Below are 14,123 nucleotides of genomic sequence, written 5' to 3' on the forward strand. Positions count from 1 at the left end.
GGCAATTAGTCAGGCAGTAATAACACTTTGTGCTTACGTTTTCTTAATTGAGCGGTGAGCTTTTTATCAGAACAAAGTTTGATTTACTTTCCGCGAGCTAAGCTGAATTTTGTACTTTATTTGAGGATTTAATCATGACCAAGAAGCCACTCGTAGTAGCAATGGCAATGGTTTTCAGTACCACCGCATATGCGCAAGAAAGCAAAACAGTTACCGAATTTGATGAAGTATTAGTTACCGCCACTCGCATTAGCGAGAAAGTATCTGATACCAGTCGTAGTGTTACCGTGATTAGCGAAGAAAAAATGCAAGAGTCTCAGCCTGCCTCAGTGGCTGATGCACTTAAAAACGAAGCTAACGTCAGTGTTACCAACGGTCCACGTGCGTCATCTCAAGGTGTTGAAATTCGTGGTTTAAGTGGTCAACGAGTATTACAGACAATTGATGGTGCTCGTCAAAATACTAATTCGGGTCACCGTGGCACTTACTTCATGGATCCTGAGTTACTACAATCAATTGAAGTGGTTCGTGGCCCAGCAAGTAGTTTATGGGGCAGTGGCGCTATTGGTGGTGTAGTTGCACAAAACACTAAATCGGCACAAGACTTCTTAGACGAAGGCGATACGTTTGGTGGTTACGTCAAGCAAGGCTTTGAAACTAACGGCGATAAAATCAAAACCAGCGGTACCTTATATGGTTTAGCTGACAATATTGATTGGTTATTAAGTGGTAGCTACCACGACAGCAACAACATCAAGATTGGTAACGACCAAACTCTTGAAAACAGTGCATCAGAAGCCACCAGTGGATTAGCTAAATTAGGTTGGGAGCCAACCGATGATCAGCGTCTACAGTTTTCTGCACGTTTTTCAGATACGGACGAGTTAGTACCGAGCAACCCAGCGACTAACGTGGGCAGCTCAGTACCATTAGTTCAACGTAACACCACAGATCAAAATGTGACCTTAGATTACAGCTTAAGCCCAACAGATAACCCATTGTTGGATTTAAACGCGACGCTATATTGGAATAGCACCAATTACGACGAAGACCGTGTCACTAAAGACCAAGTTGATAGCACTGAATACGACACCATAGGTTTTAGCCTTAATAACAGCTCGACCTTTGGCAATACCGTGCTGACATACGGTGTTGATGGTTACAAAGACACAATTAAGACCGTTCGTGACGATAATGGCCAAGCTGGCGAACGTCCTGATGATATCGACGGTGAGTCTACGGTTTGGGGAGCTTTCACTAAAGCTGATATTAGCCTAACTGATACTTTGGCATTAGATGCTGCAGTACGTTACGACACCTTCAAAAATGAAAGTAACAACTTAAACCAATCGTCTGACGACAATGCGTTTACACCATCTGTTGGCTTAGTGTGGAAGACCACTGATTGGTTAACCTTAAGTGCACGTTACGACGAAGCATTCCGTGCACCAAGCATGGAAGAAATGTACTCAACAGGTACACATTACTGTATTCCTTCTATCCCAGGTTTCTTGCCAGACGGTTTATGTAACACCTTTGAAATTAACCCAGATCTGAAAGCCGAAAAAGCGCAAAACAAAGAGATCAAAGCAGACATGCGTTTCTCTGACTTAGCGGGTGACGATGAGTTAGTGGTGACCTTAAGTGCGTTCAGAAACGATGTTGATGATTTCATTGAACAGTCAGTGTCTAACCCGCTTTATGGAATTCCGGGACTTGAGCAAACCACCTCTTGGGACAATGTGGACGAAGCTAAATTAACCGGTTTTGAGTTCACCACTCGCTACCGTTATAAGCAAACTCGTTTGACTTTCAACTATGGTCAAACTGAAGGTAAAGATAAAGAGTCTGACGAGTATCTATCTAATATCCCAGCTAAAAAGATGGGCCTAGATTTATCGCAATCCATTATGGAAGGCGATATGAAGTTTGGTACTCGATTCACTTATGTTGCTGAACAAGATGATTTACCGACAGACAACTTAGAGCAATATGACTCATACAAATTGTGGGATGTATACGTAGCTTGGGAACCTGCAATGGGGGCTTTCGAAGGCTTACGTGTTGATTTCGCAGTTGAAAATATCGGTGATGAGGAATATCGCCAAGCGTGGCAAACCTTGTATGAACAAGGCAGGAATTTCAAATTGTCAGCGCGTTACTCGTTTTAATCCTATTGCCATTTGAGCGGATTAATTAATCGGGAATGAGACTAAAACGGCGCGAGTAAGCTGCGGTTTTATCTCATGAAAATAAGCCTCTCAGGCCCTTTGGGTTTGAGCGGCTTTTTCAAGATTTGGCTTTTGCAAAAATTAGCATTTATGAATCTAGCGTTTGTGAATCCAGCTTTTGTGAATCAAGGGTCCGTGATTTTGGCTTTTTAATATTTGGAGATATTCCATGGCTGTATCAGTAGAACAAATTAAACAGTACTTAGCAGATAACCCTGCAGCTATGCCTGCACAAGTGGCAGCAGAGCTTTCAATCACTGAGTTTGAAGTGGTGAGCGCGCTACCCGCTGAGCAATTGGCATTATTACCTTTGACAGAAAAAGATGACTTATTAGCGTCACTACCTGAGTGGGGCAACATGACCACTATCGTGTCGGCATCAGGCAGCATTTTTGAATTTAAAGGCAGTTTTCCTAAAGGTAAATATGCCCATGGTTATTATAACTTGATCACTAAAGGTGAAGGCTTACACGGCCACTTAAAGTTAGATGACATCAGTGCTATTGCCCTTATCAGCAAGCCATTTAGAGGCACAGAGAGTCATTCAATTAATTTCTTTGGTGCTCAAGGTGAAGTGGTATTCAAAGTGTACTTAGGTCGAGATAAAAAACGTGTGCTATTAAGCGATCAAGTTGAGCGCTTTCAGGCGTTAAAAGCCAGTGTCGCTGCAGCGGCATAATCCTTAATAGCCCATTATAAAGATAAAAAAGATAAGAGGAATGTGTGATGTCGACAGATAAAGAGCAACGCTTACGTGAGAAGTTACTGCCAGAAATTGAAGAATTTAAAACTCAACGTTCTACTTTGCAGTTAGCGACACAAGATGCTGATGGTGTACCTAATGCCAGCTATGCGCCTTTCGCCCTTGCAGATGATGGTTTTTATATTCTAGTCAGTGAACTTGCTCGTCATGGCACTAATTTAAAAGCGTCTGATAAATTATCAGTCATGTTAGTTGAAGATGAGTCTGAGTCTAAAAGCGTGTTTGCTCGTAAACGGTTAACGTTTGATGCGACTGCTGAAATCGTCGCGAGAGACACGGATACTTTCACTAAAGGTGTGGCAGCTTTGTCATCTCGATTTGGTGAAATGATTGATAACTTGGCGGTATTAAAAGATTTCAATCTATTTAAACTAAATCCACACCATGGTTTGTACGTAAAAGGATTTGGCCAAGCATTTAGCCTTTCAGGTGCTGAACTATTGGACGTTGATTGGAAGCGCGATGGCCACCATGGCACTCCAAAGCAGGTCGCTGAACAAGCTTAAGTTTGAGTTAAATCATACCCCTATTATCGAAAAGCCCGCTCAATTTAGCGGGCTTTTTTTGATTAGAAATCAGTCATAATTAGGTGAGTATTGTTTCTGCTGAATCGCTTCGCCAATGAGTTGAAAATCAATCTTTATGCCTTTCATTATCATCATTTATATAATCTAAACTTAACTGAAACTGCTAAAATCAATCTCCAATTAATGGTTATAAAATATTAAAAGGTAACAAGCTTATGAGTAATGTTGTCTTCATTGCCACCAGTTTAGACGGGTATATTGCCGATAAGGATAATAACCTTGATTGGTTACACGAAATCCCGAACCCTGAAGGTTCAGACATGGGGTTCAATGCTTTTATGGATCGCATTGATGCACTGGTTATGGGTCGTAACACTTATGAAAAGGTGATGAGTTTTGACTGTGACTGGCCTTATCACAAACCTGTGTTCGTACTTAGCAATACCTTAACTAAAGTACCTGCTGAGCTTGCTGATAAAGTGTTTATCGTTAAAGATGAACTGCTACAGGTGGTTGCTGAGTTAAATGCTAAAGGGTTTAACGAACTGTATATTGATGGTGGCGTGACGATTCAAAACTTTTTAAAGCAAGATCTAATTGATGAACTCATTATTACCACTATTCCGACTCTACTAGGTGGTGGTATTTCTTTATTTGGTGAGTTAGCTGCACCGCTAAAATTTAAGCATACCAGCAGCCAGCAACATTTAGGCTGTTTAGTGACGAATGAGTTTGTGCGGGTACGTGAAGATTAATAACTTAAACTTCTAGCATTAGCTCAGAACATTAGCTTCGAGTATTTTAATCGAATATGGCTTTAAGATGATTCGTAATCACCATAAATATCAACCACAAAATCGCGCTGTTTGACATACTCACTAGGGGTATTGCCAATGGCGCTTTTTAAGTAACGGATCAAATGAGGTTGATCGCTAAAACCAAACTGCAAAGCCACATCACTCCAATCAATCTTGTCCTGCTGACTTTTAGACAAATGAGTTAATAGCATATCTAATTTATTAATAGACTGACATTGCTTTAATGTCATGCCTGTAACACGCAAAAAACTGCGTTCCAGTGTGCGTTGAGAACAATGTAAGTGTTGGCCCATTTGCGCAATGGTCACTTCAGGTTTAAGGGCGAGCGCTTTACGTATAAGTGCACTGTGTTTATCTTCATTAGCTTGCTGCAGCCAAGGTAGGATGAGGCTATCAAGTTGCGCTGCACATTGCTGTGACTCAAACTCACCTTGTGCTAACAGTGCATCAATATCTAGGTTGAGATCATCATGATATTGCTGAATTAATGCTGCAAATGATACAGCTGATATCTCATTAATTCGCACAGGGTTAGGTGAAGTATTGACTGAATAAAGCGCCCCTGCATGAAACTTAATTCCTAGCATAGTCGTAGGCCGACTGTGATCTAAAGTATAAGTGTGGTTGTAAGGAAACAACCAATGGCTGCCGCTGCCGGTCACTGTCTGCTCGTCCACTGCAAACTGATAAGGCTGATCTTCAGGGGTGATAATAAGGTGCCCGCAAGCATCAGGATTAAGCTTGGGCTGATCTAATTGATGTTCATCATCTGCATAGGTCTTTATAAACCAGTAACATTCGACATATTGGCTGATGAGTTCATTTTTTGGGGCGACCAGCCAGGCTTTCATGCAGTGGCTTTCCTTTTCCCTTTTGTTTTAGGCAGTGGCGCATCATTGCAATCTTCGTTGGCACAACATTCATCTTGCAGAAAACCAATCACCGACTCAAGTTGTTCAAATGCAGCCACACAAAATAAGGTTCTGCCTTCTCGGCGCTGAGAAATCAGTCCCGCAGAGGCAAGACTAGAGATATGATGTGAAAGTGTCGAACCCGGTATGGCTAGGCTTTCTTGTAACTCGCCCACCGCAATCCCCTGATACCCAGTACGCACAACTTTATTGTAAATCGTCAAACGAGTGGGATGACCTAATTCTTTCAATGCTTTAGCGACAATTTCAATTTCCATGTTTAACTCCTAAGGAAAATATATTTCGATATTACTAGAAATAACTTGATCTATCCAGTTTAAAGGCATATATTTCGACTATTCTAGAAATATGGTAAAACTTAGGAAATAAAATTATGTTCGATTCAAACTTCATTAATATGGATATGCTTAAAGAAACACTGGACATGTTTGTGTTTTTGGCTGTTGAGTTAACAATACTTTTCTTGGCCATTAGTTATTTTGTTGGTGTGTTGCAGCAGTATATTCCGCCAGCAAAAATTCAAAGTATTTTGAGTGGCAAAAATGGTCGAGGCTATATTGTTGCTGGATTTTTAGGCGCGATTACGCCTTTCTGTTCTTGCTCAACGATTCCTTTTTTAAAAGGGTTATTACGCGCTAGAGCCGGTTTTGGCACTATGATGGTGTTCTTATTTGCCAGCCCGCTGCTAAACCCAATTATTATTGGTTTATTTGCGGTGACCTTCGGTCTTAAAGTGACTCTGTTCTACTTTGTGATGGCGATGGGTGTATCTGTCATTGCAGGCTACGCACTTGAAAAACTTGGCTTTGAAAAATATGTAAAACCAGAAGCTTACATTGAACCTGAATCAAAAGGTTGTGGCAGTGGTTGTGGTGCTAAAACTCAGCAAGTCAGCAAATGGCGTAAAATTTGGAACAGTACTTGGTCTGACTTTAAAACCGTACTTCCTTATTTATTAGGTGGTATTGCGATTGGTTCATTGATTTACGGTTTTATGCCAACAGAATTTGTTGCCAGCATTGCTAGTGAAGATAACCCATTAGCGATTCCGGTTGCTGCAGTGATTGGTATTCCGTTATACATTCGTGCTGAAGCGGTCATTCCGTTAAGTGCAGCATTAGCGGCAAAAGGCATGGGACTTGGCGCAGTTATGGCATTGATTATCGGTAGTGCAGGTGCCAGCTTAACTGAAGTTATTTTGCTTAAATCGATATTTAAAAATCAAATGATTGCTGCTTTCTTAGTGGTCATTGTATCGATGGCAATCAGTGCTGGTTTCTTGTACCAGTTTATTTTCTAACGGTATTAGAGAATAAACTAAGCACTCATCACTTGTGGTGAGTGCTTTTTGTTTTTACTCTGTGCAGGCAGTAAATTTTTCGGCTGATATCCCCAGCTTTTCTGAAAAGTTTGATACTAAACAGGCGGTTGTTTTAGCGTCATCCTGATCAATCATATGTTTTTCTACACACGTTCGCATTACAGAGCTAAATACTGATTCCACTTTGGCTTCAGTTTGATTGGTACAAGTCGCCATTTGGGCAAATTCACCTTCTGCTTTCATTTGGTTAACTGACATTTGGATAACCATATCCATTTGCTCTGGACTTAATGCCTCTGGATTTAATGGCTCAGCAGTGGCTGATTTGGATAGTGTCAGTGAAGACAGAGCAAGTGTTGCTAATAGTGGTAAAAAAATCGCGGCTTTCATGTATTAATCCTTTAATGTAATGTCCATATTGATGACTAGCTTTGACCGCTTTAGGGCGATTGTAGTGCTTCATCGTAAGAGTAAGATAGCAGTATTCAAGCTGTGAATGAATAAGCACTTTGTATCAGCTTAAGCGAGTATAAATGGGTGGGACTAATATGCTGACGCGTTCAGATGATTTAGAAATATTGCTAACTGTGGTCGATAGCGGCGGCTTTTCTGCAGCCGCAGAGCATTTAGATATTCAAGTGGCACGGGTATCTCGATCGGTAGCTCGAATAGAGCAACAGCTGGGAGTGACTATTTTAAATCGCACCACTCGACGTGTGGAATTAACTGATGAAGGTCGCCAGTTTGTTGATGCTATTCGTAAAGGGCTGCAGTGTTTGAATCAAGCAGAACATGACCTAATTTGCCGTGGTGATTTGCCCAAAGGTCGCTTACGCGTCAATGCTGCCAGTCCTTTTGTGTTCCATCAGCTTGTACCCTTGATCCATGAATTTAAACAAACTTATCCAGATATCGAGTTAGAAATAACCTCTAATGAAGGCTTTGTTGATTTACTTGAAAAGCATACCGACGTAGCAATCAGGATCGGTGAACTGGCTGACTCGACTTTACATGCTCGTTTATTAGGTCATAGCATGTTGTATCTAGTGGCAACGCCTGAATATTTACAAAAGCGCGGTATGCCGCAACAGATTGGTGAATTGGCTAATCATGATTTGATTGGCTTTTCTGAACCTAAAGTCCTTAACCATTGGCCCCTTAAAGGGGGCTTTAACGCAGAGCCTACAATGACCTGCAGTAGTGGTGAAACCATTAGACAGCTAGTACTGGCAGGGCACGGAATTGGTTGTTTATCTGGATTTATGATTAATAAAGATATTGCCGATGGGCGTTTGGTCACCATACTAGAGGCTGAAAAGCTGGCAAATGCTGGCTGCCGCCAAGTTAATGCGGTGTATTACAAGTCATCTTCTGTTGCGCGGCGCATTTCTGCTTTCATTGACTTTATTCAACCCAAGTTAACGCTGTAAGCGTTTAACAATAGGTAGCATTTATGAAATCGATAATGGATTATTTGCGGTTAATCTTGTTTGTTAGCGGGGTTCTGCTCGGTGTACAGGTGCCTGCTTTTGTGGACCAATATGGCCAGCGACTTCAAGCTCATACTCAAGAGGCAAAGCTAAGCTTGGCTGAGTTTCAGCGAGACGCAGACCGATTTTTTGCTGGCGATCTCGACAAGCTCATTAATCATTACCAACAAAACCCCGACCAAGTGATTAATGCTGGGGGCGATAGCATTGAAGCTATTTATCAACGTTATCAATTACTCAGTGGTGCACTGAATCAGTTTAATCAAACTGCTTATAGCAGCTTTGAACAAGTGGCTTTTGAGCCGATGGAAGATATTAGACAAGAAGTTTGGCATAACTTTAGTCATACCATCATGCTTGATACGCGAGCAATAGGCATAGGATTAGTGCTAGGTTTTCTTTTGTCGCTCGCTTGCGAATTATGCCTCGTCGGCTGCGGCAAAGGCTGCAAACATGCCTATCGTGCAATTAGACCCAAATCTAAACCCAAATCTAAACTTGAAGCTTAATTTATCGCTAAGGCTAAAACTGAATAACTGAGTTAATTGGACTGTATGATTAACCATACAAACCATCGGTGTTTGTGAAGCCAATTTCGTTCTATGCTTACCTCACTCAAATACACTAAATAGGGATTTAACATGATTCAACAAGGACAAGCGTTACCTGCTGGCACATTATCTGAATTAACACCTGACGGTATGCTTAATCACGATGTGAGTGAATTTTTTGCCGATAAAAAAGTGGTGCTGTTTGCGGTGCCAGGTGCATTTACGCCGACCTGTTCAGAATCTCATTTACCCGGTTTTGTCATTTTTGCCGATCAGTTAAAAGCCAAAGGTGTTGATTTGATCGCTTGTGTGTCAGTAAACGATGCCTTTGTGATGAAAGCTTGGGGCGCAGCGCAAAATGCCTCTGAGCTGACCATGCTAGCCGATGGCGATGCAAGCTTTACCAAAGCATTAGGACTAGACATGGATACCGCTGGCTTTGGCGGTGTACGTTCACAGCGTTATGCCATGATTGTCGATAATGGTGTTGTGACAACTTTGAATGTGGAAGCACCAAAGTCGTTTGAAGTGAGTACAGCAGAAGCGATATTAGCAGCGTTATAAATGGCGCTAGTTTGACTCAATCTAATAAATACGGCCTAAACGGGCCGTTTTTTTATGTGGATCAATAGAATTTAAAGAATAACGATTAAAAAGCTTTTTCAACACAATAACCTTTTATGTATTGGAAAATCTTTTTAAACTCACAGTTCAATCTAATCCATTGCCTGCTGCTGGGATGTTCAGGATGAACGGAATGTCGCGCTCACATGGATGTGAAAAAAGCGGCCTTATGTGTAGATACAACTGCGAGACGCTACAAGTACATCCCTGTAAGCTCTGCCAAAACATCCATGTTTTGGAAGCTCGCTGCTACATCTACACTGGGTATTTTTTCTCTACGATTTTACTTCAATTGAAAATAACCAAAGCAATTAAGCTCTAATGAAGAAACATCAAATGAAGTTGCAGGCTCAAGAGCCTCCGTTTGAAGTGTCCAGAATCGCTACACTCATTTGCGTGAGCTCGGCATGGATGCCGAGATAGCCTCAGTTGAGCCATGGATGGCGAGCCTGAGGCGTTAGCTAATGAGTGTAAAGCGATGAAGGATTAACACTTCAAGGGAGCGGGTGGGTGTTCCAAGAGGGAGTTGCCGTCACTCCCTTTTGGTCTGGTATGGGCGAAGCGCCACGACTTTATGTCTTATTTAAAATGCATTAAATAATGAATTATTCACATCACTAAAAAACGCTTTTGTCTGCTTTTGCAGTCATAACGGAATCAGTTTCTATACCTAAACTTTGCTCGATGGAGTGTACAGATTCTGCCACTTCAGATGCGATTTGATGGCTTTGATCTGAGGCACTTTGAGCATGGTGATTTAAGCTATCCATGGCGGTGCCAAATTCATCGAGGTAGTTCACTTGTTGGTTAGCAAAGTCAGAGCCTTGTTTTGCGGTGCCGACCATTTCGTTGGCTTGTTCTTGCACGGTTTTCGCCACTTCGAGTAGGTTGGTCGCTCGCTCTTGCTGGCTTTGAGTTGCTTCTCCAATTCCCTGAACACTGTCAGTTAAGGCTTTATTTGAGATGGTGAGTTGCTCAAGTATATTTAAGATATCTTTAAGGGAGCTTTGAGTGCGGTGAGATAAATTACGCACCTCGTCAGCTACAACGGCAAAGCCTCGACCTTGTTCACCAGCGCGTGCAGCCTCAATGGCGGCATTTAATGCTAATAGATTGGTTTGTTCTGCAATATTACCTATCACATCAATGATTTGAGACACATCAGTTACAGATGTCGAAAGCTGACTCAATGATTGATTACAATGGCTCACTGCTTTTTGAGAGGTGCCAGTTGCTTCTAAAACAGCCTCAGCTTGGCTTTGACTTGCTTGCATATGCTCCATAGTGAGCGCGGCTTTTTGCTCAACAACGGATGACGTTTGCTTAACCTGATCTGCAAGCTCTCGTATTTGACTGGTTTGAGTCTGCGCGATGTTGACGACTTCCTGAGTTTGCTCGGTACCATTAGATAACTGCTTAATACGCTCAATGAGTAAACTTAATGATTGCGAAACTTTGGTGACTTGCTGTCGCTGCTGTTCATCCTCTTGCTCAAATCTATGCAGTAACTGGTTAAAATGTCCTGCAATCTGACCGGTTTCGCAGCGGCTATTAACTTGTAATTGTTCACGATGATTTGATTCGCTGAGTTTCATGAAAGCTGCATTAAGACGCTTTAATGGACTGACGACTCGACGTTGCTGCAACCATAAATAAGTCATCGCAAATAGGCCAATAACCAGCACCATTGAATAGAGAATAGTTTGTAGCTGCTTTTTTAAGTCTTGATCGTATTTGGCGTGCAGTGTCCCTAAGCGCAATAGTTGCTGCTCGACTTGGTTAGTATCAGCTGTGAGCTGTGATTGCACGGCTAAGTTATCTGCGAGCATTTTGTGAGTATTAGCCACTTCTTTGTCGTAGCGTAAACTCAAACTTAGCAATTCGCTACGGTAACTCTCACCGACTTCAAACTGTTCTGGTTCATCTGCACCCAAAGCAAATTCATCGACTTCTTCAATTTGGTATATGCCGATTAAGTCCAATTTTTTTAATTGTTTATGCCATTGATTAAGCTCGTCAATGCTGCGCTGTAAGCTGGCTTCTAGTCGAGTGTCTTTGCCGATGAGATAACCGTCAGTGAGCTGAGATAGCCTAAATACCAATGGCGGTAATTCACGGCTTAAGTGTAAAAAATCTTGGGCTAGCTCGGCATTGATAGCTAAGCCTTGCTCTGCGTAAGCTGCTAAACGCATATTGTTGTCGAGCATTTCAGATTCTGAGTGGGCTAATAATTGTCGTGGGTTACCAGCAAGTTTACCTGCAGCGCGATAGCGGTTGTCTAGGTTATCAACAAAGCCATTCAGGAATTGCAGCAGAGCGTTAATATCATTAGTTGCAGAAGGTAAGTTGACTTGGTCAATGCTCCCTGAAATGTCTATGAGTTGCTGTCTTGCTTGATTTAATGTGCCACTGTCGCCAGCTTGAAGGTACGCATTGATATTAGGACGGACTTCAAGCAAAAACGCTTGTTGAATTTGTTGTAGTTCAGTGGCTTGTAATTCTAATTGCTGACGTTTATCAGTGCTCCAAAGTACAGTAACAGCCAATAGAGCAGCAAGCAGCAACAATATTGCCGAAGCTGTTAAGGAAAGAGTGGAAATCTTCATTGAAATGTTAGCTTTTTGGAGATTAAGTGTTGGGGATTTTATGAATTAAATATGACATTAAGATTACACTGTATGTATCAACTTGTATCTTTATGTGATCAAACCCTTGTTTTATTTATGGTTAAATTGAAAAGAGACTAAGCTGCTTATAAAGAAATAGAGGCTTAATACAAAAATAGAGTTACTGCTCTATTTTTAGTCAGGTACAAGGTGTTGTTCGCTTATAAACGACCTAATTTTTGAGATTAATTGTTAAATGAGCCCTAGATAAAATGAAATTAATCTAAAATATATTGATCTAAATCAAATGCATGTTTATTATCATTTTAAAACATGCATTTTAAATACATATTAGAGGTTGTTTATGTTAGATCAGCATACTAAAGACGTTGTAAAGAGCACTATTCCATTACTAGAAGCGGCAGGTCCAGCGCTAACCACCCATTTCTATCAACGTATGTTCGAACATAACCCTGAGTTAAAAGATGTATTTAACTTGGCGCATCAGCATACTGGCGGTCAACCTGTTGCCTTGTTTAATGCGGTTGCCGCTTACGCAAAAAATATCGATAACCTTGAAGCGCTAGGCGCTGCAGTTGAGCGCATTGCCCATAAACACACTGGTTTCTTAATCAAGCCAGAGCAGTACGCCATTGTTGGTGGTCACCTACTTGCGACACTTAAAGAGCTCGGCGGTGATGCCGTGACTGAAGAAGTGTTGACAGCTTGGGGCAATGCTTATGGCTTTTTAGCTGATATTTTTATCAACCGTGAAGCGCAGCTTTATCAACAAACTGCGGCTAAAACTGGCGGTTGGGAAGGTAAACGCCGCTTTGTGGTTAAAGCAAAAACAGCAGAGTCTTCAGTTATCACTTCATTCCTGTTAGCGCCTGAAGATGGTGAGCCTGTCGTCGAGTTCACTCCGGGGCAATACTTAAGCGTGTCGCTTGAGCATGAACAGCTTGAGTTTACTGAAATTCGTCAGTATTCATTATCAGATGCACCTAATGGCAACACTTACCGCATTAGTGTTAAGCGTGAATCAGATGGCAAGGTGTCGAACTTGCTTCATGATCATTACCAAGTGGGTGATGTGATTGACGTTGTTGCGCCGGCAGGTGACTTTGTATTGGCGACAGCAGCAGAAACACCAGTAGTGCTATTATCGGCAGGTGTGGGTGTTACGCCAATGAAGAGCATGTTGAATCAGTTATTATCGCAATCACATACAGCAAATATCACTTGGGTACATGCTTGTGAAGATGGTGCACAGCATAGCTTTAAGCAAGCAATCAAAGCCAAACGAGATGTGAATACCAACTTAGACAGCTACGTTTGGTATCGTCAGCCTTTAGCTACAGATTTACCGGCTGAAGATTTTGATTTTGAAGGGACAGTTGAGCTCAACAAGATTGCTGAACATATTGTGCCAAACGCACAATACTATTTCTGCGGCCCTATCGGCTTTATGAAAGCAATTAAGCAGCAATTACTAGCGCTTAATGTTGCTGAGTCGCAAATAAACTACGAAGTTTTTGGTCCGCATTCAGATCTATAACCTTGAATTAAGAGGATAACGACCATTAAAAAAGCGACTCACTATATACGCTATAGTAGTCGCTTTTTTGTTGATTATGATGCTAACGTAGTATCAGTCTCATTTACCCAGTAATTTACTAATTGAAATGCTAGTGATGCAATTGCAGAATAGTATTGAGTATTTGATTTTTCTTGTATCAAATTAAGTACTTTTATTCCCCAATCACTAAAGTGTTCCAATAAAATGGTTTTAATAAGTCTTAGCTTTTTTTCTTCAGTATGTTCACTTAATTGTATAGCAGATAAAGCTGAAAAAATGAGGGCGAAATGATCTGTAGGCTCATAAGTTATCGTAGTAATTTTAATATCACTTGTGTGGCAAAAATCTTCCCAGGCTTTAGTCGTTTTGCCAAAGAGTAAACCTTCTTGATCTGTGTAATATGATCCCCATGGATAAACGAGCTTCTTACCTGGTCCCACGAATAATCGATGATAATCGGCATTGAAGTCATCTATTGTATTGTTTAATTGACTCTGTTTTATCGCGTGAATTGCTTCTGTGTTAGGGCCGGAAAAATCTGGCCAGTTTTCAAATGAGCTGCTTGTTAGCTTGAGTTTATCTGTTGTAGGTGGATTATAGAAAGCATCTGCCAGTAAGTTAAACATTGCTCCTGAAAGTTCCTGTCGTTCTTTTATTGCTAACATTGTTTCCCCTAAAAAT

14 protein-coding genes are annotated in these 14,123 nt (G+C 41.3%); 9 read left to right on the plus strand and 5 right to left on the minus strand.

What is annotated here, in order from left to right:
• Nucleotides 1-134 precede the first annotated feature (134 nt).
• The 4 genes from FNZ24_RS03320 (at nt 135) to FNZ24_RS03335 (ending at nt 4,276) form a co-directional block, all read left to right on the plus strand.
• Complete coding sequence (locus FNZ24_RS03320) at nt 135-2,171, plus strand: TonB-dependent hemoglobin/transferrin/lactoferrin family receptor (RefSeq protein WP_153913004.1); 2,037 nt, start codon at nt 135-137, stop codon at nt 2,169-2,171.
• Nucleotides 2,172-2,400: 229 nt separating this feature from the next.
• Nucleotides 2,401-2,910 carry a heme utilization cystosolic carrier protein HutX gene (gene hutX, locus FNZ24_RS03325; RefSeq protein ID WP_153913005.1) on the plus strand — a complete coding sequence of 170 codons (510 nt, stop codon included), beginning with the start codon at nt 2,401-2,403 and terminating at the stop codon, nt 2,908-2,910.
• 47 nt (nt 2,911-2,957) lie between these two features.
• Nucleotides 2,958-3,500 (plus strand): heme utilization protein HutZ, encoded by a 543-nt coding sequence (gene hutZ, locus FNZ24_RS03330; RefSeq protein ID WP_153913006.1) that lies wholly within the window; start codon nt 2,958-2,960, stop codon nt 3,498-3,500.
• A gap of 236 nt (nt 3,501-3,736) precedes the next feature.
• Nucleotides 3,737-4,276: a dihydrofolate reductase family protein gene (locus FNZ24_RS03335; protein ID WP_153913007.1), complete on the plus strand. Its 540-nt coding sequence runs from the start codon at nt 3,737-3,739 to the stop codon at nt 4,274-4,276.
• 62 nt (nt 4,277-4,338) lie between these two features.
• On the opposite strand, the gene FNZ24_RS03340 is transcribed toward FNZ24_RS03335, so the two are convergent.
• Nucleotides 4,339-5,190 carry a helix-turn-helix domain-containing protein gene (locus tag FNZ24_RS03340; RefSeq protein ID WP_153913008.1) on the minus strand — a complete coding sequence of 284 codons (852 nt, stop codon included), beginning with the start codon at nt 5,188-5,190 and terminating at the stop codon, nt 4,339-4,341.
• Nucleotides 5,187-5,528 (minus strand): ArsR/SmtB family transcription factor, encoded by a 342-nt coding sequence (locus FNZ24_RS03345; RefSeq protein ID WP_153913009.1) that lies wholly within the window; start codon nt 5,526-5,528, stop codon nt 5,187-5,189. Before FNZ24_RS03345 ends, FNZ24_RS03340 begins: the two co-directional genes overlap by 4 nt.
• Before the next feature lie 116 nt (nt 5,529-5,644).
• Here FNZ24_RS03345 and FNZ24_RS03350 point away from each other — a divergent pair, with 116 nt between their 5' ends.
• A complete protein-coding gene (locus FNZ24_RS03350; RefSeq protein ID WP_153913010.1) occupies nt 5,645-6,571 on the plus strand; it encodes a permease in 927 nt (308 codons plus the stop codon).
• Between the two features lie 54 nt (nt 6,572-6,625).
• On the opposite strand, the gene FNZ24_RS03355 is transcribed toward FNZ24_RS03350, so the two are convergent.
• The gene (locus tag FNZ24_RS03355) at nt 6,626-6,982 is read right to left on the minus strand and encodes a hypothetical protein (RefSeq protein ID WP_153913011.1); all 357 of its coding nucleotides are present in this window, start codon (nt 6,980-6,982) and stop codon (nt 6,626-6,628) included.
• Between the two features lie 158 nt (nt 6,983-7,140).
• Here FNZ24_RS03355 and FNZ24_RS03360 point away from each other — a divergent pair, with 158 nt between their 5' ends.
• From FNZ24_RS03360 to FNZ24_RS03370, 3 genes are all read left to right on the plus strand, one after another.
• Nucleotides 7,141-8,022: a LysR family transcriptional regulator gene (locus FNZ24_RS03360; protein WP_153913012.1), complete on the plus strand. Its 882-nt coding sequence runs from the start codon at nt 7,141-7,143 to the stop codon at nt 8,020-8,022.
• A 23-nt stretch (nt 8,023-8,045) separates the two neighbouring features.
• A complete protein-coding gene (locus FNZ24_RS03365) occupies nt 8,046-8,591 on the plus strand; it encodes a DUF2937 family protein (RefSeq protein ID WP_153913013.1) in 546 nt (181 codons plus the stop codon).
• 132 nt (nt 8,592-8,723) lie between these two features.
• Nucleotides 8,724-9,197 (plus strand): peroxiredoxin, encoded by a 474-nt coding sequence (locus tag FNZ24_RS03370; protein ID WP_153913014.1) that lies wholly within the window; start codon nt 8,724-8,726, stop codon nt 9,195-9,197.
• Nucleotides 9,198-9,874: 677 nt separating this feature from the next.
• Here the strand turns inward: FNZ24_RS03370 and FNZ24_RS03375 are convergent.
• A complete protein-coding gene (locus FNZ24_RS03375; protein ID WP_153913015.1) occupies nt 9,875-11,863 on the minus strand; it encodes a methyl-accepting chemotaxis protein in 1,989 nt (662 codons plus the stop codon).
• 364 nt (nt 11,864-12,227) lie between these two features.
• On the opposite strand from FNZ24_RS03375, the gene hmpA reads away from it, so the two are divergent.
• Entirely contained in the window at nt 12,228-13,421 is a 1,194-nt protein-coding gene (gene hmpA, locus FNZ24_RS03380) for an NO-inducible flavohemoprotein (protein ID WP_153913016.1), read from the plus strand.
• 74 nt (nt 13,422-13,495) lie between these two features.
• Here hmpA and FNZ24_RS03385 read toward each other — a convergent pair whose 3' ends face one another.
• Nucleotides 13,496-14,107 carry a TorD/DmsD family molecular chaperone gene (locus tag FNZ24_RS03385; RefSeq protein ID WP_194944983.1) on the minus strand — a complete coding sequence of 204 codons (612 nt, stop codon included), beginning with the start codon at nt 14,105-14,107 and terminating at the stop codon, nt 13,496-13,498.
• Between the last annotated feature and the right edge of the window lie 16 nt (nt 14,108-14,123).

Origin of the sequence: Shewanella sp. TC10 (assembly GCF_009663145.1) — a bacterium.
Lineage (GTDB): Bacteria > Pseudomonadota > Gammaproteobacteria > Enterobacterales > Shewanellaceae > Shewanella.